The organism is Pseudomonas sp. GV105, assembly GCF_003058185.1.
Lineage (GTDB): Bacteria > Pseudomonadota > Gammaproteobacteria > Pseudomonadales > Pseudomonadaceae > Aquipseudomonas > Aquipseudomonas veronii.
Window position 1 is genome coordinate 275,779 of sequence record NZ_QBUF01000008.1, and the last position, 25,130, is coordinate 300,908.

Annotated in this window: 24 protein-coding genes and 1 pseudogene; 13 read left to right on the forward strand and 12 right to left on the reverse strand. The window is 58.7% G+C overall.

Annotated elements, in window-relative coordinates:
* The first annotated feature begins 143 nt into the window (after positions 1 to 143).
* The 4 genes from C8K66_RS17850 (at position 144) to C8K66_RS17865 (ending at position 3,245) form a co-directional block, all read left to right on the forward strand.
* Positions 144 to 800, forward strand: a complete 657-nt coding sequence (locus C8K66_RS17850) for a DedA family protein (RefSeq protein WP_079444784.1) — start codon at positions 144 to 146, stop codon at positions 798 to 800.
* Between the two features lie 6 nt (positions 801 to 806).
* On the forward strand, positions 807 to 1,622 hold the full coding sequence (locus C8K66_RS17855) for a zinc-dependent peptidase (protein WP_017848367.1): 816 nt from the start codon (positions 807 to 809) through the stop codon (positions 1,620 to 1,622).
* A gap of 107 nt (positions 1,623 to 1,729) precedes the next feature.
* Complete coding sequence (gene ppa, locus C8K66_RS17860; RefSeq protein WP_003176323.1) at positions 1,730 to 2,257, forward strand: inorganic diphosphatase; 528 nt, start codon at positions 1,730 to 1,732, stop codon at positions 2,255 to 2,257.
* 214 nt (positions 2,258 to 2,471) lie between these two features.
* A complete protein-coding gene (locus tag C8K66_RS17865; RefSeq protein WP_046381915.1) occupies positions 2,472 to 3,245 on the forward strand; it encodes a S24 family peptidase in 774 nt (257 codons plus the stop codon).
* 335 nt (positions 3,246 to 3,580) lie between these two features.
* On the opposite strand, the gene C8K66_RS17875 is transcribed toward C8K66_RS17865, so the two are convergent.
* The 7 genes from C8K66_RS17875 to C8K66_RS17905 all read right to left on the reverse strand — a co-directional run bounded on the left by C8K66_RS17875 (position 3,581) and on the right by C8K66_RS17905 (position 13,213).
* Positions 3,581 to 4,714 (reverse strand): ABC transporter permease, encoded by a 1,134-nt coding sequence (locus C8K66_RS17875; protein WP_046381914.1) that lies wholly within the window; start codon positions 4,712 to 4,714, stop codon positions 3,581 to 3,583.
* 1 nt (position 4,715) lies between these two features.
* Positions 4,716 to 7,451, reverse strand: coding sequence for a ribosome-associated ATPase/putative transporter RbbA (gene rbbA / locus C8K66_RS17880; protein ID WP_057005493.1), 2,736 nt, complete (start codon positions 7,449 to 7,451; stop codon positions 4,716 to 4,718).
* Entirely contained in the window at positions 7,448 to 8,521 is a 1,074-nt protein-coding gene (locus tag C8K66_RS17885; protein ID WP_046381912.1) for an HlyD family secretion protein, read from the reverse strand. The genes rbbA and C8K66_RS17885 overlap by 4 nt, the downstream gene beginning before the upstream one ends.
* A gap of 7 nt (positions 8,522 to 8,528) precedes the next feature.
* Positions 8,529 to 10,001: an efflux transporter outer membrane subunit gene (locus tag C8K66_RS17890; RefSeq protein WP_108525549.1), complete on the reverse strand. Its 1,473-nt coding sequence runs from the start codon at positions 9,999 to 10,001 to the stop codon at positions 8,529 to 8,531.
* A gap of 342 nt (positions 10,002 to 10,343) precedes the next feature.
* Positions 10,344 to 11,195: a MipA/OmpV family protein gene (locus C8K66_RS17895; protein WP_079444793.1), complete on the reverse strand. Its 852-nt coding sequence runs from the start codon at positions 11,193 to 11,195 to the stop codon at positions 10,344 to 10,346.
* 147 nt (positions 11,196 to 11,342) lie between these two features.
* Entirely contained in the window at positions 11,343 to 12,518 is a 1,176-nt protein-coding gene (locus C8K66_RS17900) for a cell wall metabolism sensor histidine kinase WalK (protein WP_046381910.1), read from the reverse strand.
* The gene (locus tag C8K66_RS17905) at positions 12,515 to 13,213 is read right to left on the reverse strand and encodes a response regulator (protein ID WP_046381909.1); all 699 of its coding nucleotides are present in this window, start codon (positions 13,211 to 13,213) and stop codon (positions 12,515 to 12,517) included. The genes C8K66_RS17900 and C8K66_RS17905 overlap by 4 nt, the downstream gene beginning before the upstream one ends.
* Positions 13,214 to 13,415: 202 nt before the next feature.
* Between C8K66_RS17905 and C8K66_RS17910 the strand changes: the two genes are divergently transcribed.
* The 4 genes from C8K66_RS17910 to ycaC all read left to right on the forward strand — a co-directional run bounded on the left by C8K66_RS17910 (position 13,416) and on the right by ycaC (position 17,918).
* Positions 13,416 to 14,681 (forward strand): pyridoxal phosphate-dependent aminotransferase family protein, encoded by a 1,266-nt coding sequence (locus tag C8K66_RS17910; RefSeq protein ID WP_046381908.1) that lies wholly within the window; start codon positions 13,416 to 13,418, stop codon positions 14,679 to 14,681.
* A 15-nt stretch (positions 14,682 to 14,696) separates the two neighbouring features.
* Entirely contained in the window at positions 14,697 to 15,821 is a 1,125-nt protein-coding gene (locus tag C8K66_RS17915) for a GNAT family N-acetyltransferase (RefSeq protein WP_057005490.1), read from the forward strand.
* Entirely contained in the window at positions 15,818 to 17,038 is a 1,221-nt protein-coding gene (locus tag C8K66_RS17920; protein ID WP_079444795.1) for an MFS transporter, read from the forward strand. Before C8K66_RS17915 ends, C8K66_RS17920 begins: the two co-directional genes overlap by 4 nt.
* Before the next feature lie 247 nt (positions 17,039 to 17,285).
* Positions 17,286 to 17,918 (forward strand): isochorismate family cysteine hydrolase YcaC, encoded by a 633-nt coding sequence (gene ycaC, locus C8K66_RS17925; protein WP_046381905.1) that lies wholly within the window; start codon positions 17,286 to 17,288, stop codon positions 17,916 to 17,918.
* A gap of 88 nt (positions 17,919 to 18,006) precedes the next feature.
* Here the strand turns inward: ycaC and C8K66_RS17930 are convergent, their stop codons facing one another.
* The 5 genes from C8K66_RS17930 to C8K66_RS17950 form a co-directional block, all read right to left on the reverse strand.
* Positions 18,007 to 18,726, reverse strand: a complete 720-nt coding sequence (locus C8K66_RS17930) for a hypothetical protein (protein WP_046381904.1) — start codon at positions 18,724 to 18,726, stop codon at positions 18,007 to 18,009.
* A gap of 70 nt (positions 18,727 to 18,796) precedes the next feature.
* Positions 18,797 to 19,024, reverse strand: coding sequence for a GTPase (locus C8K66_RS17935; RefSeq protein ID WP_057005488.1), 228 nt, complete (start codon positions 19,022 to 19,024; stop codon positions 18,797 to 18,799).
* A gap of 41 nt (positions 19,025 to 19,065) precedes the next feature.
* On the reverse strand, positions 19,066 to 20,193 hold the full coding sequence (locus tag C8K66_RS17940; RefSeq protein WP_057005487.1) for a GTPase: 1,128 nt from the start codon (positions 20,191 to 20,193) through the stop codon (positions 19,066 to 19,068).
* 94 nt (positions 20,194 to 20,287) lie between these two features.
* Positions 20,288 to 21,418 (reverse strand): YcjF family protein, encoded by a 1,131-nt coding sequence (locus C8K66_RS17945; RefSeq protein WP_046381901.1) that lies wholly within the window; start codon positions 21,416 to 21,418, stop codon positions 20,288 to 20,290.
* A 207-nt stretch (positions 21,419 to 21,625) separates the two neighbouring features.
* The gene (locus tag C8K66_RS17950; protein WP_046381900.1) at positions 21,626 to 21,886 is read right to left on the reverse strand and encodes a hypothetical protein; all 261 of its coding nucleotides are present in this window, start codon (positions 21,884 to 21,886) and stop codon (positions 21,626 to 21,628) included.
* A gap of 119 nt (positions 21,887 to 22,005) precedes the next feature.
* Between C8K66_RS17950 and C8K66_RS17955 the strand changes: the two are divergent.
* From C8K66_RS17955 to C8K66_RS17975, 5 genes and pseudogenes are all read left to right on the forward strand, one after another.
* Positions 22,006 to 22,272: pseudogene (locus C8K66_RS17955) on the forward strand (WYL domain-containing protein); the annotation flags it as partial.
* Positions 22,273 to 22,395: 123 nt separating this feature from the next.
* Positions 22,396 to 23,040 (forward strand): NAD(P)H-dependent oxidoreductase, encoded by a 645-nt coding sequence (locus C8K66_RS17960; RefSeq protein ID WP_108525551.1) that lies wholly within the window; start codon positions 22,396 to 22,398, stop codon positions 23,038 to 23,040.
* Entirely contained in the window at positions 22,979 to 23,350 is a 372-nt protein-coding gene (locus C8K66_RS17965) for a MerR family transcriptional regulator (RefSeq protein WP_057005484.1), read from the forward strand. The genes C8K66_RS17960 and C8K66_RS17965 overlap by 62 nt, the downstream gene beginning before the upstream one ends.
* A gap of 120 nt (positions 23,351 to 23,470) precedes the next feature.
* Complete coding sequence (locus C8K66_RS17970; protein ID WP_108525553.1) at positions 23,471 to 24,439, forward strand: ornithine cyclodeaminase; 969 nt, start codon at positions 23,471 to 23,473, stop codon at positions 24,437 to 24,439.
* A 58-nt stretch (positions 24,440 to 24,497) separates the two neighbouring features.
* Positions 24,498 to 25,109 (forward strand): transcriptional regulator, encoded by a 612-nt coding sequence (locus C8K66_RS17975; protein ID WP_017849568.1) that lies wholly within the window; start codon positions 24,498 to 24,500, stop codon positions 25,107 to 25,109.
* Positions 25,110 to 25,130 lie beyond the last annotated feature (21 nt).

Below are 25,130 nucleotides of genomic sequence, written 5' to 3' on the forward strand. Positions count from 1 at the left end.
AAAACCCACACACTCTTTTCACTTCTCAATCCGTATAATGCCGACCTTTCAGGATTGTAAGAAGCGCGACAAATACTTGTAGCCTTATTACCCGAGCCTCCGCACAGGCCTGCTGAGTCGGGCCATTCACACAGGTGCCATCCATGGATTTCAACCCGCTTGACCTTATCCTGCATCTCGACGTCTACCTCGACCTGCTGGTAAAAAATTACGGTCTGTGGATCTACGCCATTCTGTTCCTTGTAATCTTTTGCGAAACCGGCCTGGTGGTCATGCCGTTCCTGCCGGGTGATTCATTACTGTTCATTGCCGGCGCGGTGGCGGCGGGTGGCGGCATGGACCCGGTCTTGCTCGCCGGTCTATTGATGTTGGCGGCGATCCTCGGCGACAGCACCAACTACGTGATCGGGCGAACAGCCGGCGAACGCTTGTTCAGCAACCCGAACTCGAAAATCTTCCGCCGCGACTACCTGCAAAAAACCCACGATTTCTACGACAAGCACGGCGGCAAAACCGTGACCCTGGCGCGCTTCCTGCCGATCCTGCGCACCTTTGCACCGTTCGTTGCCGGTATCGCGAAAATGCCCTACCCGCGCTTCTTCGGCTTCAGCGTGCTGGGCACTGTCTTCTGGGTCGGCGGCCTGGTAACCCTGGGTTACTTCTTCGGCAACGTGCCGTTCATCAAGAAAAACCTCTCGCTGCTGGTGGTGTTCATCATCCTGCTGTCGCTGGTGCCGATGATCATCAGCGTGTTCCGCAGCCGCTTTGGTCGCACGTCTTCCGAAGCCAAGTCGCAGTAACCTGCGATGTGGTCCCTCAGCGCCTGGCGTCGCCGGCGCCTGTTGGCCAGGCACCCGATTGCCGATGACACCTGGCAGCGGGTGCGCGAGCACCTGACCTTCCTCGACGGCATCAGCGCCGAGCAAGACCAGTGGCTGCGCGAAGCCTGCGTGGTGTTTCTCGCCGAAAAACACCTCACCGCCCTGCCCGGCGTCGAGCTGCACCAGGAACAACGCCTGCTGCTCGCCGCCCAGGCGCAACTGCCACTGATGAACCTCGGCGACCTCGACTGGTATCAGGGCTTCCACGAGATCGTGCTGTACCCCGACGACTTCCTCAGCCCGCAACGTCATCGCGATGCCAGTGGCGTCGAGCACGAGTGGGACGGCGAGCACAGCGGCGAAGCCTGGCAACAAGGCCCGGTGATCCTCGCCTGGCCCGGCGTGCTGGCCAGCGGCAACTGGGAAGGCTACAACCTGGTGATCCACGAACTGGCGCACAAGCTCGACATGCTCAACGGCGACGCCAACGGCCTGCCGCCCTTGCACCACGACATGCGCGTGCAAGACTGGGCCCGCGTGATGCAAGGCGCCTACGATGAGCTTAACCGTCAACTGGACGCCAACCCCGACGCCGAAACCGCCATCGACCCCTACGCCGCCGAAAACCCGGCGGAATTTTTCGCGGTCACCAGCGAATATTTTTTCAGCGCGCCAGATTTATTGGTGGAAAGTTATCCACAGGTGTACGCCCAACTCAGTCATTTTTACCGCCAGGACCCTCTGGCCCGCCTCGCGCAGCTGCAAGCGCACGACCCGCGTTATCAGCCACAAGGCGAATGACTGTACGACGTCTGGTGCATGGCATCGGCGTCAGAATATGCCTATAATCGCCGCCACTTTTAGGCCAATCCGGCCATGTACATGGCCAACTACGGGGGCAACGCCCAATGAGCTACAGCAAGATTCCGGCTGGCAAAGACCTGCCGAACGACATCTACGTCGCCATCGAGATTCCGGCCAACCACGCGCCGATCAAATACGAAATCGACAAAGACAGCGACTGCCTGTTCGTTGACCGGTTCATGGCCACCCCGATGTTCTACCCGGCCAACTACGGTTTCATCCCCAACACCCTGGCTGACGACGGCGACCCCCTCGACGTGCTGGTCGTAACCCCTTACCCGGTTACCCCGGGCTCGGTTATCCGCGCGCGTCCAGTCGGCATCCTGAACATGACCGACGACGGCGGCGGCGATGCCAAAGTCATCGCAGTACCCCACGACAAGCTGTCCCAGCTGTACGTGGACGTGAAGGAATACACCGATCTGCCGCCACTGCTGCTGGAACAGATCAAGCACTTCTTCGAGAACTACAAAGACCTCGAAAAAGGCAAATGGGTGAAGATCGACGGTTGGGGCAACGCAGATGCCGCCCGCGCCGAGATCATGAAGTCGGTCGCCGCCTACAAAGGCTGATACCGACTCCTCATTGCCCCGGCAATCAAAAAAGCCCCGATCATTCGGGGCTTTTTTTGTGGAAAAAATTAAACGCCAAGTTCAATTATTAACACTCTATGTTGAACTAAGCAGCGCCAACGAAAGATCAGGCTACAACTAAGTAAAAACCTACACCGGCAATTGAACGCATAGTTTATTTGATCTATTTTCCCGGCCAGTAAACTCAGCGTTTATGAATACATCAGGTGATCGCTTAAAAGCGCTATTACGGGAAGTTCATCTTTCCGCTTCCGACTTCGCCAAGAACCGCGGCGTCACGCCTCAGCACGTGAACAACTGGTTCAAACGCGGTGTTCCCATGGGCCGACTCAACGAAATCGCAGAACTGTTGTGCGTCTCCAGCCGCTGGCTGCACGCCGGTGTAGGCCCTAAACACCCACCGGCCAACTTCCTGTTGGACGCTCAAGATGCAAGGAAAGCATTGCCCACCCGCGAAGAAAGCGGCAAATACCTCACAGGCCCCGCCCGTTCCCCGGAAACAATCGATGTGGAGATCACCCTCCATCCGTCCTTCACCTCAACCGAACGCATCCGCCTCTCCCGTCACACCCTCGAGACCTTAAACGTAAACCCCGACCGCGCCCTCGGCGCCTACATGGTCGATAACAGCATGGTCGACATCATCCAACAAGGCGCCACGCTCGCCATCGACCGCGGCCGCACTCAAATCATCGACGGCGAAATCTACGCCGTCGAACACGACGACATGCTGCGCATCAAATACCTCTACAACCGCCCCGGCGGCGGCCTGCGCATGCGCAGCCACAACGCCGGCGAACACCCCGACGAATACCTGACCTTCGATCAACGCTTCGAACAGAACTTCCAGATCGTCGGCTGGGTGTTCTGGTGGTCCACCCTCAACAACCGCCGCCCACCCGTGCCGCTGGATGAACACCTGCTGGGCTGGGAAGGCTCTAAATCGGATACGGAGGTGGGCAACTGAGGTGAATATGGGTATCATGCGCCGCACATTTGGCAGGGGCTGGTTTTAGGCCATTCACCTTGCCAGGCGATGCGGAAAAACTCCCGCGGATGCCCTGACTATTCAGCCAGACGCGATGTTGGCTGAGCGATTTGAAGGCTGGTGAGGTTTGTCAAAAACAAGCTGAGGCGGTCCCCGAGAAGCCGGCCACAAGCCGGCTTTTTAATTGTCCGAAATAATCCTATCCATTCTGAGAAATCAACTGATAGCGTCTCTATTCAGAGGCCATAAGGTATTTCTCTGTCCAATGGGGTTTAACGCCACCTAACCTCATCCGGCGATGTGATGGGCGAGGATCAGCCTCCATCCATCTGCGCAAGCATCCGGCGAAAACGCTGCAACGAAAGTGCGAACAGCACGCTGCCGATGAGTAGTAGCGCAAGAAGTTGAACCCACACCACGTCCAGCCCCGCGCCGCGGTACAGCACGCCTTCTCCCAACTGCACCAAGTGGGTGGTGGGTGCGGCCAGCATCAGGTACTGCACCAGCGTGGGCATGCTTTCGCGCGGAGTGGCGCCGCCGGAGAGCAGGATCAACGGCAACAGCACCAGCATCAGCAACAGGCCGAACTGCGGCATGCTGCGGGCCACGGTGGCCAGATAGATGCCCAGGGCGGTGTTGGCGAACAAGCTCAGCGCGGCGCCGACCAGAAACAGCCAGATCGAGCCTTCGATGGGTACGGCGAGCAACCCGCGTACCACGAACTGCAACGACAACGCCGCCGCCACCAGCACCACCGTGCCCATCGCCAGGACCTTGGCCAGCATGATCTGCGTGGGGGTGACCGGCATCACCAACAGGTGTTCGATAGTGCCGTGCTCGCGTTCGCGGATCAGCGCGGCTCCGGTCAGAATGATCGCCAGCATGGTGATGTTGTCGATGATCTGCAGCAGGCTGCTGAACCAAGTCTTGTCCAACGCCGGGTTGAAGCGTGCGCGCAGCGCCAGTTCCACCGACGGGGCCGAATTGCCGCGATAACGCTGCACGAAGGTCTTGACCTCATCGGTAACGATCTGCTCGACATAGGCGCTGCCGCTGAAGGCTTGATCCATGCGTGTGGCATCGACGTTGAGCTGCACCTGCGCGGGACGACCCGCCAGAACATCGCGCTGCAGGTTGGGCGGCATGTACAGCACGAAGGTATAGCGGCCGGAGTCCAGACCGGCGTCCATCTCGGCAACACTGATGTGCTCTGGTTGCGTGAACTGAGGCGGGTAGAAAGCGGTGGCGATGCGCTGCGACAGGGGCGAATCATCTTCGTCGACGAAGGCGATCGGTGCGTTGTTCAGGGTATCTGGAATGGCCGAGGCGGCCGTGTAGACCATCGCCGTGAAGCTGAAGACGATCAGCAGCAGCATGACCGGATCGCGCCACAGACTGCGAAGCTCCTTGACGCCCAGTTGCCAGATATTGGAAAAAGTGCGTTTCATCTCAGCGCTCCTGTTTGTGCAGCATCGCAATCGCCAGACCCATCACCAGCGGTAGGGCCACCAACAAAGCAATGAAGGACTGCTGCAGATCAGCCAGCCCCAAAGCCTTCGCGAATACGCCACGGCTGATGAGAAACATGTGGGTGGCCGGGTAGGCTTCGCCGATCAGCTTGCCGATGCCCTCCAACGAGGAAACGGGTGTAGTCAGCCCGGCGAACTGGGTGGCAGGCACCAGCGTGCCGATCAGCGCAGCGAACATCGCGGCGATCTGACTGCGCGTGACGGCCGATGCGACCAGCCCCATGCCGGTGGAGATCACCAGAAACACCAGGGTGGCCAGCGCCAGGGTGGCAAAGCTGCCCTTCATGGGCACGTCCAGTACGGTCACCGCCAGCACGCTCATCAACAGGAAGTTCAGCATTCCCAGCGCCACATAGGGCAGTTGCTTGCCAAGCAGGAACTCGGTGCGGGTGACAGGGGTGACGTAGAAGTTGATGATCGCGCCCAGTTCCTTCTCGCGCACCACGGCTAGCGCGGTCAGCATCGCCGGCAGCATCAACAGCAGCAATGGCACCACCGCCGGGACGATGGCGGGCAGGCTCTTGATGTCCGGGTTGTAGCGAAAGCGCGTCTGCACTTCGACCGGGTTGGTGTAGGTTTTGCCGTTCAATCGCTGGGATTTTTGCGTGAGCCAGAGCAGGTGCATGCCCTGCACATAGCCTTGCACGGTTTCGGCGCGGCTGGGCATGGCGCCGTTGATCCAGGCACCGACCTGGGCGTTGTGCCCCAGCGTCGCGTCGCGGGCAAAGCCGGACGGGATCTCGATGACCAGACTCAGTTCGCCGGTCTGCATGCGTCGGTCCAGTTCTGCGTAACTGTGCAACGGCGGGCGCTCAAGAAAATACGGCGAACCGGAGAGCGCCAGGGTGTAGTCATGGCTCAGGCCGGTCTGATCACGGTCAAGCACGGCGTAGCGCAGGTCATTGACGTCAGTGCTGATGCCATAGCCGATAACAAACATCAGCAGCAGCGATCCCAGTAGCGCCAGTGTGGCGCGTACCGGATCGCGCCGCAGTTCCAGCGACTCGCGCCAGGCGTAGCTGAGTAGACGCTGCAGGCTGAACGACTGAGCCTGTTCGGCTGCTGTTGCGGCCGTGCCGTGCTGTGTGGGAGCGCTCTCATCCGGCACATGCGCGGCATTGTTATCGGCCTCGATCAGATAACCGATAAAGGCCTCTTCCAGGCTGGCGGCACCGCGTTTTTCCACCAACTGCATTGGCGCATCACTGTCGAGTACCTTTCCCGCATGCATCATCGACATGCGGTCGCAGCGCTCGGCCTCGTTCATGAAGTGGGTGGAGATGAAGATGGTCACGTGGTCGCGCCGCGACAGTTGCACCAACAAGCGCCAGAACTTGTCGCGCGCCACCGGATCGACGCCCGAAGTCGGCTCGTCCAGAATAAGCAGTTCGGGCTTGTGAACCATCGCCACGGCCAGCGATAGGCGCTGGCGCATGCCCATGGGGATGCTAGGCGGCAGGCTATCCATGACGTCCAGCAATTCAAAACGCCCGGCCATTTGCTGCACGCGAGCGTCGATCTCTGTGGCGGGCACATGGAATAGTTTGGCATGCAGGACCAGGTTCTGCTTTACCGTCAATTCGTTATAGAGCGAGAACGATTGCGACATGTAGCCTACGCGACTGCGTGTGGCAAGGTCGTGAGAGTCGATCTCCTTGCCGAACAGCCAGGCACGGCCTTCGCTGGCGGGTAGCAGGCCGGTGAGCATTTTCATCGTAGTGCTCTTGCCGCAGCCGTTGGAGCCGAGAAACCCGAAGATTTCTCCGCGACGGATGCGAAAGCTCACGTGATCCACAGCCGTGAAGTCGCCGAAGCGCATTGTCAGCCCCTGGGCTTGGATGGCGATATCATCCGGGTCGGTCTGCAAGGGAGGAATGACCACGGGCTCATGGTCTTGCTTTTTCTCGTCCGGCAGCAAACTGATGAAGGCCGATTCCAACGAATCGCAATGGGTGCGTGCGAGCAGTTCGGCAGGCGTGCCGGTGGCCCGCACCCGACCTTCATCCATGACTGCCAGCCAGTCAAAGCCTTGAGCTTCATCCATGTAGGCGGTGGCGACGATCACGCTCATGCCGACTCGCTGGCGACGGATACGGGCGATCAGTTCCCAGAACTGCGCGCGCGCCAGCGGATCGACACCCGTAGTGGGTTCGTCGAGGATCAGCAGGTCGGGATCATGGATCAGAGCGCAGCACAGGCTCAGTTTCTGCTTCATGCCTCCCGAAAGCTTCCCGGCGGGTCGCGCAAGAAATGGATACATGCCGGTGCTACGGGTCAAATCGTCGATGCGTCGGCGCCGTTCGCTGGCGTTTTGACTGAACAACCGTGCGATGAACTGCAGGTTTTCCTCCACTGACAGTGTGGGGTACAGGTTCTTGCCCAGGCCTTGGGGCATGTAGGCAATACGCGGGCAGATCTGGTCGCGGTGGGCCTTGCTGGCGATGTCGGCGCCCAGCACCTCTACTGTGCCTTGCTGTACCCGACGCGCGCCGGAGAGCAACGACAGCAGACTGGACTTCCCTACGCCATCCGGGCCGATCAGCCCTACCATGCAACCGCCAGGGATGTCCTGGGTGATGCCCGACAGCGCCTGGGTCTTGCCGTAGTGCAGGCTTACGTCCCGCAGGCGAACCACGGGCTCAGCGAGGCTGTTCATGGCAAGTCCCTAAGCTGCAAGGCTTCAGGCCATTGGGCCTGTGGATCGGTCCTGATCCAGGCAACGCCGGGCAGGCCGGACTTTACATAATCCTGGTACTTGCTCAGCAATGCTTTGTCGATCCGAGCCTTGACCCGGAACATCAGCTTCTGCCGCTCATTGGCTGTCTCCACGAATTTGGGGGTGAACTGGGCCTGGCGCGAGACAAAGGTGACCGTGGCGGGTATCGGCAAGTGCGGCGCGGTGTCCAGCACGACGCGCACTTCACTGCCCAGGGCCACTTGCCCGGCGGCTTCGGTGGGCAAGAAGAAGCTCATGTAGACATCTGACAGGTCGATCAGGTTAAGCACCTTGCCGCCATCGCTGAGCATTTCGCCGGGCTGGGCCAGGCGATACTGCACGCGGCCACTGCGCGGGGCCTTGAGAGTGCTGTCGTCCAACTCGGACTGGATGCGCTCGACCGTGGCCTGCGCTGCCGCGACGGTCGATGTTGCGCCGGTGACTTCGGCGTCGCTGGCTTCGATGGCCGATCTGGCGGCGTTAGCCTGCGCGCGCGCGGCATTGAGCGCAGCGCCGGTATTCGCCACTCTGGCGCGGTCATCGTCCAACTCCTGGCCTGTTGTGGCGCCGTCCTTGACCAATACCTCGGTGCGTACCAGTCGACGCTGGGCGGCATTCAGTTCCGTATGGCGCTGAACCACGACAGCCTCGGCGGCGGCCTGCTCGCTGCGGCGCATGCTCACCTGCGCCTGAGTGGCCTTCACGGCATGTTCTGCCCGCTGCAATTGCGCCTGGGCCTCGCGCATCTGGGCCAGCAGCGAATCGATATGCATGTGTGCCAACACCTGCCCAGCCTGCACCTCGTCACCTTCATCGGCCAGGATCTGCGCGACGCGCCCACTAAATTTGGCGGCCACGTCCACCTCCGTGGCTTCAATGCGTCCATTGCTGACCATCAGACCGTCCGGCACAGCGCGTTGATCGAACCAGTCCCAGCCGATCCAGGTCGCACCGGCAATGGCCGCCACGATGGCAACTGCGGTGATTTTCTTCTTGATGGAGGCGCTCATGGCTGGGTTATTCCTCTGCAATATCTGAAAACAGGGTGGATGACGGCTGGTCGAGTAACGGGGCGTTCGGCACATGCCGTGAGCCGCCACCCAGTGCGGCATACAGCGCCACCCGGTTGCGTAGCAGTGCGTGTTGCGCTTGTACCTCTTGTTGCTGGGCCTGCAGACGATCACGTTCGGCGTCAAGCACCTCCAGGAAACTGGAGCGGCCACGGTCATGGCTCAGGAGCGCCAGCCGACTGCGTTCCTCCTGGATCTCGACGGCTTGCTGCTGCACTGATAGTTGCTGTTGCAGCCAGTGCTGGTTGGCCAGGGCATCCGCTACGTCACGAAAGGCGCTCTGGATGGTTTGCTCGTACTCAACGACGGCAAGGTGTTTGCGCACATTCGCCAAATCCAGGTTGGCCTGGTTCAGTCCGCCATCGAAGACCGGCAACGACAGGCTTGGCGCGAAGTTCCAGGCACGGCTGCTTGCGCTGAATAAGTCACTCAGTTCTGCGCTGGCCAGGCCGCCGAAAGCGGTCAAGCTAATGCGCGGGAAGAAGGCCGCGCGGGCCGCGCCGATATGGGCATTGGCGGCACGCAGGCGATGCTCTGCTGCGACGATGTCCGGGCGGTTGATCAGCAGGTCGGATGGCAGGCCGGCATCCAGGGGCTGGACCAGGGTCTGATCGGCGACAGGCCTGTAGCTGGCATCGACGAGGTCAACCTGTCCGACCAGCAGATTCACGGCATTGTGTTGCAGGTCACGTTGCTGTTGCAGTTGCAGCGTCAATGCCTCGGCCTGGGTCAGCAGCGTCTGCACCTGGGTCAGTTCCAGCTTGGTCACTGACCCCATCTCGAACCGACGTGTGAAGATGCGCAGCGATTCGCTCTGGTTGGCCTGAGCGACATTAGCCAGGTGCAGGCGCTTATCCAGCTCGCGAAGGCTAATCCAGGCGTCGGCCACCTGCGCCACCAGGCTGATCGTCACTGCCTGATGCCCGGCCTGGGTCGCCAGGAATTGCTGCAAGGCTTCTTCGTTCAGGCTGGTGATACGTCCCCAGAAGTCGATCTCCCAACTGCTGATACCCACACCTGCCTTGAATTCGTTACCCGTCGAGGTCTGACCGATTTCCGTCAGATCTGCAGGCGTGCGCGAGCGTTTCGCATCGACTCCCAGGGCAACCGTGGGCGTCAGGGCGCTGCGCTCGATGCGGTAGGCCGCCTGTGCTTGCCGAACCCGCAAAGCGGCACTGCGCAGGTCGTGGTTGTGAAGCAGCGCCTGGCGGATCAAAGCCTGTAGATGAGGATCTGGAAAATAGCTCTGCCAGGTTTTATCGGCCGCCGAGGTTAGTGCGGCATCCTCGGATTTTTTACCGCTCCTTTGCTGGTAATGCGCAGGCAAGGTGCTGTTGTCGGGGGTTGTATACGGCGGTATTAGCGTAGTGCAGCCTGATAGCAGCACCACCACAAATGCTGCATTGCACTGTCGTGACATGGCGTGAAGTTTCCGATCCAGAGGAGGCATGGAGGGAAGTGTGCTCTTCACGCGTCAATCGTCTTTCAAGGTTTAATCAAGATTTCATCAAGTGCGGCCAAATACCGGTCTGCGGAACAGACGCCCACGGCGCAACCTTGCCTTGAGCGTCTGAGATTATTTTGGAGGCTGTAGCGGTGTCGTCAGCACTGAAATGGGCGGCTCGCTCATGAGCAGCCAAGCGCCCGCCACCAATAACAAGACTGCCGCCACGGTGCAGGCCAACCAAATCAGTTTCCGGCACCCTGGCCTCCGCGCCGGGATGAGCTGTCTACGTAAGCGCACGGTGGATGTCTATTCGCCTCAGAATGAATAGTGCAATGAGGCAAAACTGGTGACGCCGGTTTTTTCTTCCACCACAGGACTTTTGTTCGCCTCTTCGCGGAACTCCATGACATTCAACCCGACCAACATCGCCCAATGCTGATTGAATTTATGTTGCCAGTCCGCTGACAACGAGTAGGCATAGACGCCGGAGTCGGCATCGAAACGAGAGAACCGGGAAGCCTGGGCCTGGGCATCGCTCACCCCGAAGTAGGTGCGGTTGTAGCGCTTATCCCCGGCATGCACGTTCATGCCAAGGGTAATCACATCACCTGCCGTTTTCAGTACGGTGCTTTCCAGGCCCAACCGGTAACGATTACCACGCTTATAACCAGCAACGCGCAGCTCTGCTTCACCCTTGATCGACAGCCAGGAGGTCAGATCCTGTGCCAGCTGAAACGTGGCAGTGGTCGCGCCTGTGACTTCACCCATCCCCTGGAGTCGCTTGGAGCCCGGGCGCCAAACGCTGTCTTCATCAGTACGGCCAAAGTCGTAGCCGATTGCCACGCTGGAGTAAAACCCGCTCTGAGTCAGGTATTCCGCACCAAGGCCGCGCATGGAATCGGCAAAGAAAATGCCGCGATAAATACTCAGTGTCGGCACCAGCATGGCTCGCGATTGTTTTGCGCCCAGATAGCGAGGGGTATAGGCGGCACCCAGTCCCACCGTGACCTCGGTTTTTTCGCCAAACAAGCGGGTGGATACGTCAGCGACTTGCTGCTGGGCCTGGCTTTTCAGCGGAATCAGCAAGCAGAGGCTGCCGGTAATGAAAACCGAGACAGCGCTGGTCATGTGTCGCTTGTGTTTGTATCGAGAAACGGGCTTGCTCATGGCGGTTCATCCTTTGAGGTTCAGTACCCCGGTAGTGAGCCGCCTTCGATTCAAGGTCGCGCCAAGAAACGGTGAAGACTTCGTCAAGGACAACGGACCAGGTTTTGCCTGCGCCCGCTTTCAGGCTGGCGCAGCCTTCGCCTTGAGTCAGCCTGGCAACTCGATATGGATGCGACCGCCGCCCTCGGCACGATTATGGACACTCAGCTTGCCACTATGGGCTTGGCAGATAGCGACTGCCACCGACAGCCCCAGCCCGCTGCCGCCTGCATGGCGAGAGCGCGAATGTTCGGCACGCCAGAAACGGTCGCACGAGCGCTCGATATGCTCCGGTGCGAAGCCCGGGCCAGCATCCTCGACGTCGAGCAGCACCCGGTCTTGCCGCTTGCTGGCCCGCAGCGCCAAATACCCCCCGGATGCTGCGTAGCACAGGGCATTGTCGAGCAGGATCGACAGTACCTGGCCTAAGCGGTCGCGATCGGCGATCAACATCAAACCGTCCGGACAGTCGAGGACGATGTTCACCGGTTGCTGTTGCAAGCGTGGCGCCGCCCAAGCCACTCGCTCTTCCATCAGGGACTTGAGTGCAAAGCTTGAGGGCATCAGCTGCAACTGGTCGGCTGTGGCCAGCGACAATAAGTACAGATCATCAATGAGCCGATTGAGCTGATCAAGCTGTCGCATGATCATGACCAACTGTTGCGGCGAGGCCTCGAATACGCCATCGATCAGACCCTGTAGCCGCCCCTTGGCAGCGGTGAGGGGCGTGCGCAGCTCGTGGGCGATGGCGGCGCTGGATGCCTGTAATTCCCGCTCCTGCCGCTCCAGGCGCTCAGCCATGTGGTTGAAATCGGCCATCAGGCTATACAGCGCTGCGGGGGCATCGCGCACGTTGCCTGCTCGTGACCGGAAGTCTCCGCCAGCGATGTGCATTGCCGAGATCGCAACGGCGCTGAGTTGGCGCGACAGGCGCAACGAGACCCAGATGCCGCCGCCGATAATCAGGGGGAGCGCAATCAGCGCCAGCCCGCTGAACCACAGCAGATCCGCCCGGAGGACCTCTGGCGTGAAGTAATCGCCATAGAGGTATTGCCCATAGATTTCACGCAGGCGCTCGGCATTGGCGGCATGGTCGACTTCCAGGACCTTGAGTTCCTGGCGCACGGCCTCGGGCAGTGCGTTTCGCAGTTTGGTTTCCCACGAGAAGAAGCGTAACCACATGCCAGCCCCCACCACCAGCATGGCCGCCAGTGCCAGGCCGATCATGCGCAGGCTGATCCAGTACCAGAGTTGGCGGGAGAGTCCGTTCTTTGCCGTGCTCATGCCGGATTGCTGAAGCGATACCCCAGCCCCCGCACCGTCAGAACGACATCGTGAATGCCTACTCGCTCCAGCTTGCGTCGCAGGTTGTACAGGTGGGCATCGACCACTCGCTCCATCGCATCACTTTCGGGCAGGCAGTTGGCGAGCAGCTCGGCACGTGTGTACATGCGCGATGGCGCGGCCATCATCATGGACAGTAGATTGAACTCGGTGCGCGTCAACTCCAGGGGTTGATTGGTGCCATTGATTTCAATGGTCGCCAGTGCCGCATTCAAATCAATGACCAAGTGATTATGCCGTAGCAAGGTCGACTGACCCTGGCCACCCCCACGCCAACGCCGCAGCACCGCATGCACGCGAGCAACCACTTCCCCTGGGTTGTAGGGTTTGACCACATAGTCATCAGCACCGTACAGCAGGGAGTTGATGCGGCTGGGTTCGTGCCCAACAGCGGTCACCATAATGACTGGGGTCGCTGAGTGTTGGCGAATGGCAGTCAAAACCTCGTTGCCGCTGAGTCCCGGCAACATGATGTCCAGCAGCACCAGATCCGGCCGCCAACGCGCGTGGTAGTCCAAGGCTTTATGGCCATCTGCTGCATGTCGCGTCTGGAATCCATCCCGGCCAAGATAGGCCTCCAGTACTTCAGCCCCATCGAAATCATCCTCGACGATCAGTACTCGTCCTAAACTCACAGGTCACTCCTTCATGCGATCTTGATGGCTTGTTGATCGTTACTTGATATTTCGGTGCAACGATAATTGCGCTTCTGAATGCGGCCGTAAATCGTTGAGACGACTAAACGCTACCACTTGAAACAAAATCGACAAGCTTATTTTTTGCAATTTGTCAAGTTCTATCAAGTGTTGGCAATCAGGATGAATGGAGGAGGGACATATGGAAATATCACCAAATGTGGATCGCTGGGGTTTTCAGCGCTTCGTTGAGTCGTCGGTGTCAGAAGGGTTCCTGCGCGAGCCGGTCCTGATGGAAGGAATGTCTGGTTCGCGCATCACGCGCAATGGCCTGCCGTATGTGAATTTTTCGGGGATCAACTACCTCGGCTGGCAACAGGACCCGCAAGTGCTCGATGCGTTCTGTGAGTCGGTCAAACGCTATGGGCTTTCCACCGGTGGGTCGCGGGCGACGCAGGGTGTCTGCGAGCCACATTTCCGATTGGAAACGTTGCTCAGCGAGCATCATGGCAAAGACAAAACACTCACGTTTGCCTCAGGCATGCTGGCCAACCTTGGCTTCATCAATGCCATGACAGCGAAGTTCAATTTCTCCCCCAGCAGCGGCATTGACAACCGCGATGCCGTGCTGATCTTTGACCGTGATTGCCACTGGAGTCTCTGGAAAGCCGCCGCGCACCTTAAGTACGGCGAATCGCTGCTGTCGTTCAAGCATAACGATGTGGCCGACCTTGAACGTGTTCTGCAAAATATCGGAGATCGAAAGGCCATTGTGGTTTTCGAAAGTGTCTACTCCTCCGACGGAAGCGTGGCGCCTATCGGTACGATCCTGGATCTGTGTGAACGATTCAATGCCCTGAGCTATATCGACGACGCCAATGGCTTCATGGTGTATGGCGAGCCGCAGCGCAATTTCTACGAAGAGTTCCAGCACCTTCGCCGCGCCGATTTCATCATGATCTCATTATCGAAATCAGTAGGCCTGGAAGGCGGCGCGATCAGCGCCAACGCGGAGTACATCGACGCCTTTGAAGTACTGAGTGGAACGTCGATCTTCACAGCCGCCATTCAACCGCCAACGGCAGACGCAGCGGCATCCATCATCGAGCGCCTCAAGCGCGACCCTTCCATCATGGATGACTTCCTGCGCAGAAGCCTGGCGTTTCGCCTGCGATTGCTTGACGGTGGCCTGCAGCTCAATAGCACACCGTCTTACATCACCTCCGTGTTGATCGGCAAGGACAGCAAGGCCGAGCAAGTTCGGGAGCAGTTGGAGCAACAAGGCTTCTGCGTGCCGATCTTCCGCTATCCGGCGGTCAAGCCCAATCAGGCACTGATACGGCTGATCCTGCACCGGCACCACACCGACGCGGAAATCGAGAGGTTTGCCCAAAGCCTGGAAAATCTGCTCGGTTGCGATGATTCATCCAGTCGATTGGGCGAGAGCCTGCTAGCGGCAGCGAACTAGGTCAGGAAGTCGCATATGACACGCATGGAACAGGTGGTGCGGGTCGGCTTGCCGGCCAGCACAAATGACACCACTTGGGCGGCGGAACATATTGAAATCAAGGACTCGATTGCGACGATTGACCGAACGTCCTGGAATCAACTGTGCAAGCCTCATCAGTTTTGCAGCCATGAGTATATGGCTGCCCTGGAGGCCAGCGGCCTGGAATGCCAGTACCTTTATGCGCTGGCCATTTCAAACGGTGAACTGGTCGGCGCTGCTGTAGCCACCCTATGGCGGATTCATCTGCCATATGGGATGTCATTGCGCGTCACAACCCTGGGAACGCCGGTCAATACGGGGTTGCCGCTGATGTTAGCGGTGACTGCGAATTCCATAAGCCTGCGATATGGTCTGGTGGCTGCGCTGGAGCGGGCGTCAATCAAGCGCGGCGTCCGACTGTTCGTCGGGCGGGATTTTCCGACATCCGATTACCTCCACAAGCAGGCGCTCGACAAGCTCTACAGCTGCGCGCATTTGGAGCTGCCCTGGACAGACTTTGAGCAGTATCTGGAGCAGCACCCCAAGCGCAAAAGCATACGCCGTGATCTGCGGTCGCTTGAAAAGGCAGGCTACTGTCTCGACATTCGCGAGGGTCAGGCACTGTCGACTGATGAAGCGCAGCGCTTGCACGCCTTATGGTTACAGCTGTATCGCAAACATCACTCGCCTGACCAGATCATGGTCACCGAAGATTTCTTTCTGCAAATGAGCCAGCTCGACCATGCGGTGTGGTTGCTGCTGCGCAAGGAAGGACGCATTGATGCGTTCGACCTCTGTTTTGTTCTGGGCGACCATCTGGAATCCACCTATTGCGGCGTGGATCTGGAGGCAACGAGTCGCCTGTCCATCCACCGCGCAATGGGCTACCACATCGTTCGCCACGCCATCGGCAAAGGACTGCGCAGCATTAACTTTGGTATTTCCAACGAGCAGGGCAAAGTCGAAATGGGCTGTCGCCTGCAAGCCTGTTACGCCTGGATGCAAGCCAATCCCAAGTGGCTCGGGCGACTGCTTCGCATGATCCTGCATCGATTTGTGCTCAAGCACGACCAGGACAAGCTCGCGCAGGAAAACCTGACCGTGGAAGACCAGCGGTGAAGCGGCTGCTACACAAACATGGCGCCGGTCTTTTGCTCTTGACCGGTCTGCAATGGGTGATTTCGGTGGCGGATTGGATGCTGATCGTACTGCTGCAGATCGTGGTATTCGATCTGACCCAGTCAGCGTTCAACATCATGTTGCTGGTCATATGCGAGTTGATCCCGATGCTGCTGTTCGGCGCATGGGCCGGTGCAGTGGCCGATCGCACCGATCTCAAACGGGTACTGGTCTGGGCCTGTGTGGCGCGTCTGTTCATCATCCTGGCACTCTTGCTGCCGGCGATGCGTGGGCAGCTTATCCCGATCCTTGCCATTGCTGCCCTGGCGGCGACATGCAACCGGTTCTTCGTGCCGGGTGCCAGTGCCTTGTTACCCAGCCTGGTTTCGGCAGATAGGCTACCCGCTGCCAACGCCATCATCATGGCCGCGCGCATGTCAGGGATGGCCATCGGTACGCTGTTGGCTGGCGTGCTGGCCAGCCACTACGGGCATGGGGTGGCGGTTGTGGTAATTGGCGTGCTGCTGCTCATCGCCAGTGTCTTGTGTGTGTTGTTGCCCTCGTCCCATGTCAAGCGGGAGCAGGCCGATGAAGTAGGTATCTGGCGCGATTTGCGCACGGCGGTTTCACGCTATGGAGCCAGCCTGATACTGCCCATGACGGCCAGTATGCTGGTGATGCTGGCCCTTGGCAGTTTTGAGATTCTTGCGCTTGTCTATGTGGTCCAGGTGCTGGAGCGTCCACCGGCCGATGTCGGGTTGCTGTTCGGCGCCTATGGTGTCGGCATGCTGGCTGGACTTGCTTTGTCGTCATGGCCCCGTGTCGGGCAGCAATATGGCGCATGGATGTTGATCAGTCTGACCCTGATATGTGCCTCTATCTGGGTTGTATCGAAAGTCGACAGCCTCGGTTTGGCATTGCCGTTGGTGGCTGTGACGGGGCTGGCGGAGGGGCTGGTCATTACCCTGAGCCTGTTGCGCATCTATCAGCAGGTTGCTGGGGATTTCTATGCCCGTGTGATTGCATTGCTGGATACCGGCACAGGCGCGGCCTTTCTTGTTTCGGTCATGCTGACAGGCGTCGTGGCCGATAAGGTACCGGCAAACATCTTGCTGCAAGGGCTCGCCATGACGCTCACCGGCTTACTGCTGTTGGGGGTCATTGTGATGAAGGTGAGTACAGCCTGGCTTCACCTGAAAAAGGTGGAGCTCGAATAGAACACCGTTAATCACGCAGAGCACTGACGCCCGCTCTTTTGAAGAACACCCTCATACCGCTCCTGGAGTTCTCTAGGAAACATCCCGCAAGTGAAAAGGACCGATACTGCGGGTAGCTCAACCAATTGTCCCTTTTAAGTTGACAGTAAGACGCCTCCCAGCCGATTTATCCCCCACGTCCCGCCCATTAATCTGTGCCCATGTTGAACGCAACGCCCAACCCACTTAAACAAAAAAGGATTCAACCATGAGCACGCCAACCTACAACCGCTTGAACAAAGACGACGCCGTAGTCCTGCTGGTCGACCACCAGACCGGCCTGATCTCCCTGGTGCAGGACTTCTCGCCCAACGAGTTCAAGAACAACGTGCTGGCCCTGGCGGACCTGGCCAAGTTCTTCAACCTGCCGACGATCCTCACCACCAGCTTCGAGCAAGGCCCTAACGGCCCGCTGGTGCCGGAGTTGAAGGAGATGTTCCCGGACGCGCCGTACATCGCTCGCCCTGGTCAGATCAATGCGTGGGACAACGAAGACTTCGTCAAGGCGATCAAGGCCACCGGGCGTAAGCAGATCATCATTGCCGGTGTGGTGACGGACGTGTGCGTGGCGTTCCCGACGTTGTCGGCGCTGGCGGAGGGGTTTGATGTATTTGTGGTGACGGATGCGTCGGGCACCTTCAATACCACGGTGCAACAGGCGGCGTGGAGCCGGATGACGCAGGCCGGTGCGCAGATGATGAACTGGTTTTCGGTGGCGTGTGAGCTGCATCGCGACTGGCGCAACGATATCGAAGGCCTGGGCAATCTGTTGTCCCAGCGTATTCCGAACTATCGCAACTTGATGAATGGTTATGCGGCGCTGACGGCGCAGCAGAAGTAAGAAAACTGCCGTCAACGATAAGCCTGCTTGAAAAAGCAGGCTTGCTTCGTTAGGTGCTGCGATGGACGTTGTGGCGCCCGCACTTTACTCAGTAGAAATAGTTGGACTCGGCTTTTTTATCGAGCCCCACCAAAACACTTTGAGCAATTCGGCAGGCCGTCGGCGCGGCGTTGGGGCCCCAGTGCTGGCAGTAGTAACGACCTTCGTTCACCGATTTACCCTCCTCGGTGAAGACTTCGATCACTGCATTCCAGAGTGACACCCGTGGGGCGTCACTGGTGGGGTCGAGGCACAGCAGGTGGGTGATTTGCAATTCATCGTCATCGTTTGCCTGGTAACCCTGATAGCCGATAACCAGCAGCCAATGCGCCGCCAGGCCGTCGTCCCAGTCGACACAGACGATCGGGATTTTGCGGTTGTCGACGGCGTCGGCAATATTGCGGATGGTCGTCTGTCGTCGCGGCGCCGCATCCAGCACTTCGGTCACAACCCCGGCGTGCTTGAACACATCAACCAGCCAGCTCACATCGAAATCGTCGGTGCCTTCCGACACCAGGGCGCCGAAGGCCAGTAGGCTTTCGCGAAAGCGACCCAGTCGGGTTCGGCCATCGTAACTGTCGAGTGATTGAGCCTGCTCGCGGGACATAACGCCCAATGCGATCAAGGTCATCGCCACGCAGTAAGGTCCACAGGCACCATCCATTTCGCCTTGGCGTAAATGAACATAGTCATGTGCGCGGGGGTGAGCACAGGTCACCGGGCCGTTGGGGGATACCGACAACCAAGGGCTTACAAACATTCGATTCATGCCGCGTCATTCCTTTGCAAAAAAAAAAGCAGCCGCCCAGCATGAGCGGCGTCACGATAAGAGGACAGGTTCAACTCAGGCGTTCAGGCTCGAAGTAGCTCAATACGGTGGTTTCCCGAGCATCCGACACGGCGAACTGCTCGCGCTCCACGAGGGCGTTGAGCAAGGAGCTCTTGCCATGGTTGTATTTGCCGATCACCGAAACCACCGGCAGCCGTGCGTCAGCCAACAAGTACTGCAAGCGGCTTATCTCGGCCGCGTGGTCTGGCAGCACCGCATAAATCGAATCGAAGCCCATGGTTAATGCTCTTCCTTAAATAGCGCTGATGCAGCCCGTGCTTAGAAAATGCCGAACAGTTTGGGCCTGATGAAGACGCGTCCCGTTAGATGACTGGCGAAGAAGTTGTCGTCCTCGGCATATTTGACGAAGAGCCTGTCGAGTTCTGCGTGGACACGGCCAAAACCGTCATCCAGCCATTCAATCATGGTCGATTTAAGGGTCAGGATGATTTTTGCCGCCTCATAGAGCGCGCCCACCTTGCGCAGGAGGCTATCGGACTCGAACCCGTCTTCGATCTCTTTGAAGCGGCCCTCCATCTCTCGCTGGAAGTCGTCAAACACACGGGTCACTGCGTTTTCCAGCTCATCGCTGGTCTCCCAGTCCCCCATGAAACCAAAGGATGAGAGGTAGTCATCGAAGCCTTTCAGATCGGAAAACACCTCATCAAAATCGGGCAACTCGATTTCCGTATCCAGATCGAGGTCCGCGATTCTAAAGATGCTGAGGTCTGCCTTTTCGATCTTGGCAACGACCGTATCGCGCATTTGGCGAAGCACACCTTTGAAGTTCAAGCAGCTCATCGCAGCCAGACGCTTGCTGAGAAAGGCATGCGACTGTTCCAGGTAGAGCGAAAGCACTTCATCGCGACCAAAGGCTTGCGTCGACTGACCACCACGCCTACGTACCGATACCGAACACAGCGGCGTCACCGATACACCCGGGCATAGTTGGTGAATTTCTCGCTGGAGGGCCTCGACCTTATCGCCCGCAACGTCGGCATTGGTCAGGATGACTTGCAGGGGAATCCTGGCATCCAGTCCGAGCCGTTTGATCAGATTCACATCCACCGGTTCCAGCCGTGCGGAGCTGGCGTTGATCACATAGAAGGCACCATGAATCCAGGTTTCCGGCTCCATCGGGCGCGCACGATGTTGCTGCATGAAACGGTCGAACTGTTGGAGCCATCGCTCATAGTTGTCAGCTTCCAGGCCAACGCTGTCGAACACATTCAACAGGTGCCCCTGGTGCTCGAAGGTGTGCGACTGAAAATTTTTCTCCCAGGAGGTGACGGGCTTGCCACTTCCCGTCTCAAACAAACCCACCTGGTCAAAAAGATAGTTGCAGAAGCTGCTTTTGCCGACGCCGCTTTTACCCAGCACGATGATGTTGATCGCGAACTGATCCATGTCTCTCTAAACCCTGAACCGCTGAAGGGGGATGAAGGCCTGCCTAGAAACAGATCTGTCTCTCGCCACGGCCTTCAGAGTGCGCCAAGTGGCTTCAAGCTTTTTGATTGCCCCATTTTCCCAGCGCAATCTTGAACGCCTGCATGAACTGCTCGTTAGAAAAGAGGCGAGCCCAGTCCGGTGACTTGCCTGTCTTCAGGTAGCCGTCCACGGCGCGTTCATAGACCTCGACCAGGGCCAAGCCCAGCGCTCCGGTGATCGCCCCGGCAACAGCGGCGTTAATGATCTGCCCAAGCACGGGGATCATCTTGGTCAGGCTGGCTGCCAACTGACGCCCCACCAGGCTGAGGATCTGGCCCTTGAGCAGGCTGACGGCCATTTCACCCATCGAGCCAAACCCGTAGAGCTTGGCCAGCGATGCCGCCATCGCCATCTGCTGAGGCACAATGAGTAACGCGTCCGACATCGGCACCGGGTTAAGTCCGGCGCTGGCGGCGGTGGTGCCGCTGTAGGTCATGATGATGGTCATCGCCTCGCTGCGTTTGGCTGGTAGCGACGCGATCTGGGCAGCCACGAAGGACTGGCGTAGCGCATCGTCCTTGAGTGATGCACTCGACCAGGCAATTAACTTTTCAAGGTCCAGTTTCAGCTCTGGATCGTGGCTGGGGTTATTTGCACAGGTCTCGAAAACCTCACAATGAATACCGTGCTCGCGCAGCACGTTGCGAAACGCCCGGGAAGTCTCACCGTTGCCCTCATCATCGACGGGTTCGGCATCGCACTGGGTGAGTACCACAGCCACCGGAATATCCAGTTCACCGGTAATCAATCGCAAGTTGTCCAGGTCAAAATCAGTAACCCGGTGGTTGGCTACGCTGAGGCAGTACCAAATGAGATGGATCTGTTCATCCAGCGCCTTGAACTTGCGCTGTTTGATCTCCGGGATGATTTTTTCCCGAAAGTTGCCTGTCGAGGGTTTGCCTTCTGTCACCTCATAACCTTCGGTATCAAAGATGACCAGAGGGATGTTGGCGTCTTCGTAGCGATGACAACCGCGAGTGACAGGCTGCCCGGTACCGACCTTGGCAATCGTTTTGCCGAAGATATGATTGATCAGGCTGCTCTTTCCAACACCGGTGCCGCCAACAATCATCAGGTTCGGGCGTTTGACCGACGCCATTTCCTTATCGAACTGCTCTTCCAGTTGAGCTTCCATACTTGCCATTGTTCTATTCTCCGTCGCTACGCGGCGCTCAAAAGAGGGCGCGCTAAAAAAAAGGTTATCGCCCCGGACCCAAAATCCTAAAGCCTCAATCGCACTTTGCCACCATCCCTGTCAAGCGCAGCGGTTGGGAGGATAGGCTCCAACGGGTATTGTTTTTGACGCTCCTGCTCTCGTCTGAAAAGTGATCAGCGAGACATCCTTCTCTACCTATTCCTCCTGCGCAGTCACCCCCCCTTGCAAAAGCCCGACTTTCCTCTGCAACTGCTTGATATGCGCCTTCTCAGCGCGCAGCGCAGAACGCAACTCCCGGTTCTCAGCCTCATAGATCCGCCCCCAGCGCGCGTTCCGGCGGCAGGTAAGCGCCATTTTCCAGAGTTCACGCAGCCTCAAGTATTGCAGCAGGAGCACCAGCAGGATGCTCCCCAACACTACCAATGCCCCTGTCGACACTGCTTCTGCCATAGTCATGCGTACTTCCTTGCGTGTACTCGATTTGTTTAAACGACAGCCACACGATATGTAGCAATAGACGACAGGTCTAGAATGTAGACTTATACAGGTAAAGTATTCGCACACGTCACGAGGGGATGGAACGCATGCATTCCATTGAACAGGTTTGCTGGGACCTGGCACTTCGCCACTGCTTGATCGAGATTGTCGCCCGGCAGGAGGGTCGGCAGACCACGGGGCACGTGATCCAGAGCGTTGGTAGCAAACGCCGGCAGGCCGCCAACGACATCAATATGCACATCACCGAACATGCGCCTCAAAACCTTACACATGACAAAAAAATAACCGGCTACGTGCCAAGCAAAACGTTCCAGCCGCTGTTCATCGGTGACGAATCTCAAGCACTTGAGACCGGGGTTTTATGAGTAACGGGGCAAAACGTGGGGCAAGCCGCATCGTGCTATTGCCCTTGACTCTCCCCTATACGGCAGCCCCTACCCTGCAACCCCGTTTCAGGACTCATCCCCATGGCTCAGCGCATTCTGGTCATCCTCGGCCATCCCTCCAGCACCAGTTTCTGTTCGGCACTGGCGGACACCTACATCCAATCGGCCAAAAACGCCGACCATGAAGTACGCGTCCTACGGCTGGGCACGCTGGCTTTCGACCCGGTGCTGCATCACGGTTACACCGACATTCAAGCCCTGGAAGCCGATTTGCTCGGTGCCCAGGCAGATATCCTGTGGGCCACCCATTTGGCGTTTGTCTTGCCGATTTGGTGGGGTGGTATTCCGGCGTTGATGAAGGGCTTTATCGATAGAGTTTTCCTACCAGGCTTCGCCTTCAAGTACCGTGCAGGCAAGGCATTTCCCGACAAGCTGCTGCATGGCCGAACCGCACACTTGCTGGTGACGCTCGATACGCCGCCATGGTATTACCGCTGGTTCTACCGCATGCCGGGCATTCATCTGATGCGCAAGACGACGCTGGCGTTTTGCGGCATAACGGTGACCAAGACCTTGTTGCTCGGGCCGGTGCTGGGTTCCACGCCCGCGCAACGCGCTCGTTGGCTGACGCGGGCCGGCGGATTATTTGGAAAAGGGCGTTTTCATGTTCATCGGCAAAGCGGCGCAACTGTCGGGCACGACCATCAAGGCGATTCGTCACTATGAAGCGATCGGCCTGCTTCCCAGCCCGCAGAGAGCGGGGCGGTATCGGGTCTATTCGGCGCAGAGTGTCGAGCTGCTGATGTTGATCAAGTGTGCTCAGCAACTGGGTTTCAAGCTCAAGGAGCTACAGGCCATTTTGCACGGGCACCAGGGCGACGCGCTGCCCTGGGCGCGCGCGAGCCAGGCGATTGCCCGCAAGCAGGAGGAGCTGGCGCTGCAGATGGCGGCACTGCAGAAGATGCAGGCCGGGCTGGTCGAGTTTGACGCGATGCTTAAACACTCAAACCAGAATTGCACGATAAGTACAAATTAGACAATAAATATAAATCAGGTTAGTGTCGCGCTTTCGTCCCGTTGATATTCAGGAGCGCGCCATGACCACACTCTCGGACTTCAAGCTTAAAACCTGCGTTCCCCCGCAGGAGCGTGCGTGATGAGCGCGGTGCCACTGGCGGTTTACGAACTCAGTGCATTGCGCGCCGCGCTGTCGCGCCAAGACATGCTGCACGCGGTGGAACAGGCATTGATCAGTCACGCCGACGGCCGCATCGTGGCCCCGCCGCCGGGGGTGTTGTTGTTTGAAAACCCGCCGGGGGACTGTCATATCAAGTCCGGCTACGCGAAAGACGGTTCGGTGTTTGTGGTCAAGCTGGCCATGGGCTTTTATGAGAATCCTTCCCGCGGCCTGGAGACCAATAATGGCCTGGTGCTGGTGTTCGATTCTCACACCGGCAAGACCCGCGCCATCCTCAACGACGAAGGCTGGCTGACCAGTTGCCGCACTGCCGCCGCCGGTGCCTTGGCCGCACGGGCCGGGGCGCCCGCACGGGTGAGCGCGCTAGGCATTCTCGGCAGCGGGCATCAGGCGCAACTGCAGGCGCGCTGGACCTGCGAACTGCTGGGAATCGAGCGTGTGGTGATCTGGGGACGCTCTCCCGAGCGGGCACAACACCTCGCCAACGCACTGCAGCAAGCTGGGTTGAAAGCCCAAGCAGCCGACAGCATTGAGGCTGTTTTCGCACAGTGCAATCTGGTGATTACCTGCACGCCGTCGACCCAGGCAATCGTACCGGCCGACGTGGTGCGTACAGGCACTCATATTGTCGCCCTGGGCGCAGACAGCCCAGGCAAACAGGAACTGGACCCGTTGCTGCTGCAGAGGGCACGGGTGCTCATGACCGATGACCGTGCCCAATGCCTGGACCATGGCGAAATGAGCCACGCAGTACGGGCCCATTTGATCAGCGACCAGGCCGACGTTTCCCTCGGCCATGTGCTGGCCGGTAAGGCACGCGGGCGTTTCCGCGACGATGACCTGACCATCGCCGACCTGACCGGCCTGGCCGCTCAGGACATCGCACTGGCGACCCTCGCGGTGCAGCGCATGCAGGCCGTGGACTGACAACTGTTCGGACGCCTGCGTACAATCACCGTTCCTTTTTCCTGTGCCCGGTTAACCCATGGTCGATATCGCATTCATCAAGGCAACCGCCGACGGCATCGCCGCCCTGCTCTATCCGGACCTGGAAGCCGTGGTACACGACCTGCACACCGGGCGTATTGCCCACATTGCCAATGGCTTTTCCCGACGTCAGGTCGGGGATGAATCGCTGATCACTGACCTGGCTGAGTTGGCTGCCGGACCCGACACCGTCGGGCCGTATGAAAAGACCGGGATCAACAGCCGTCAGTTGCGTTCGATCTCCCTCGTCGCCCGTGCCGCCAACGGTGAACCCTGCGCCTTGCTGTGCCTGAACTTCGATGTGACCGCCCTGGCCCAAGTGCAGAAACTGATCAGCGGCTTTGCCGTAGGCCAGCAGTCCCAGGGGCGCCCAGAATCGCTGTTCAGCGGCGATTGGCGGGAAAAACTCAATGAGATCATCGAAACCCTCGCCGCCGAAAATCATTTGAAACCCGCCGATTTCGGCCGTAGCGAAATCATCCAGGTGCTGGTGCAGGCGCGGGAGCACGGCCTGCTGGATGTGCGTAACTTTGTCGACTACGTCGGCGACTACTTCAAGATTTCCCGGGCCAGTGTGTATAACTATTTGCGCGCCGCGGCGGCGCAGTAACAGGCGACCGCGCAATCGGCT